This is a genomic window from Micromonospora sp. NPDC003776, from assembly GCF_053605645.1.
Window position 1 is genome coordinate 1 of sequence record NZ_JBSGJR010000902.1, and the last position, 1,628, is coordinate 1,628.

The 1,628-nt window shown below is 76.8% G+C and carries 1 protein-coding gene; it reads right to left on the reverse strand.

Annotated elements, in window-relative coordinates; translation table 11 throughout:
- A partial coding sequence (locus ACWEVO_RS36230; RefSeq protein ID WP_452311898.1) for a sensor histidine kinase occupies window positions 1-1,628 on the reverse strand: 1,628 nt, incomplete at both ends.

The following is a 1,628-nucleotide window of genomic DNA, read 5'->3' on the forward strand; positions in this document are numbered from 1 at the left end:
CCCGGGTCAGCGCGGCCTCGGGCACCTCCACCTGGGCGACCGTGCCGCCGCCGGTGTGGTGCAGCTGCACCCGGATGCCGTGCCGGGCGGCCAGGTGCGCCACCACGTGCAGGCCCATGCTCCCGGCGGCGGCGCTGGAGAGGGTGGCGGGTGAGGCCAGCCGCTCGTTGACGGTCGCCAACCGGCTCTCGCTGATGCCGATGCCCTGGTCGTGCACCCGCAGGGTGAGCCCGTCGACGGTGCGCCGGCCGTCCACCAGGACGGGCGAGTCGGGCGGGGAGTAGACGGTGGCGTTCTCCAGCAGCTCGGCCAGCAGGTGCACCAGGTTGCCGACGGCCGCGCCGTGCACCGCCGCGGTCGGCACGTCCACCTCCACCCGGGGATAGTCCTCGATCTCGGAGGCCGCGGCCCGGACCACGTCGTCCAGCAGCAGCGCGCCCTCGTGCCCCCGGCCCGGCTCGCCACCGGCGAGGACCAGCAGGTTCTCCCCGTTGCGGCGCAGCCGGGCGGCGAGGTGGTCCAGCGCGAACAGGCGGGCCAGCGCGTCCGGGTCGGTCTCCTCGCGCTCGAACTCGTCCAGCAGCCGCAGCTGGCGGGTGATCAGGGTACGGATCCGCCGGGCCAGCGCCTCCGCCATCCGGGTCACGTCCAGCCGCAGCTCGGCCTGCTCGCCGGCGAGCCGCAGCGCGGCCTTGTTGACCGTGTCGAACGCCTGGGCCACCTGGGCCACCTCGTCCCGGCCCCGCCGGATCCCGGCGGTCAGCCGGGTCGCGGTGCCGTCCCCCGGGCAGCCGTCGCCCGCGGCGATCGCGGTGATCCGCTCCGGCAGTTCCCGGTTGGCCATGGTGAGCGCGGCGACCCGCAGCCGGCGCAGCCGGCGGCTGGTCCGGACCGCCAGCAGCACGGCGGTGACCAGCGAGCCGAGCGCCACGGTGCTGGTCCCGACGGCGGTGAGCAGGGCCCGCTGCCGGGCGGTACGGGCCAACCCGGCCGCGTCCCGGTCGAGCTCCTCGGACAGTTCGCGGCCGAGCAGGTTGTACCGGCGGATGGAGCCGCTCTGCGCCACGTACCAGGCGTCACCGTCGGTTCGCAACGACTCCGCCGAGCCGTCGGTGTCCAGCACCGCGTCCCGCATCCGGCGGGCGGTCTCCACGTCGCCGCCGGCCACCAGCCGGTACCAGGCGGTGTCGGCCGCGCCGGTGGCGATCCGCAGGAACTCGGCCTGGCGCTGTTCCCGGGCCCCGCGCAGCCGGCCGAGCCCGGCCAGCTCGCCCGGGGCGAGGCTGCCCCGGACGAAGACCTCCCGCAGCAGGTCCCGCTCCAGGGACGCCAGGTGCTCCTGGGCGGCCACGGCCGCCACCTCCCGGGCCCCGTTGGCCAGTTCGGCGTCGCGCAGTTGGGCGGGGAGCGCGTCGGCGACGGCGAGCAGCGAATCGACCAGCGACACGTACGTCGGGTCGGCGCTGTCGCCGCCCAGCGCGAGCCGGCGGTTCGGGTCGAGCTGGTCGAGCTGGCCGGCCGCGTCGTTCAGCACCGGTGCCAGGTCGGGCGCGGCGCGGCGGGCCTCGGCGCTGGCCGTGCGGTACCGGTCGACGGCGAGGTCCACCCGGCGCCGCTGCGCGTCCACC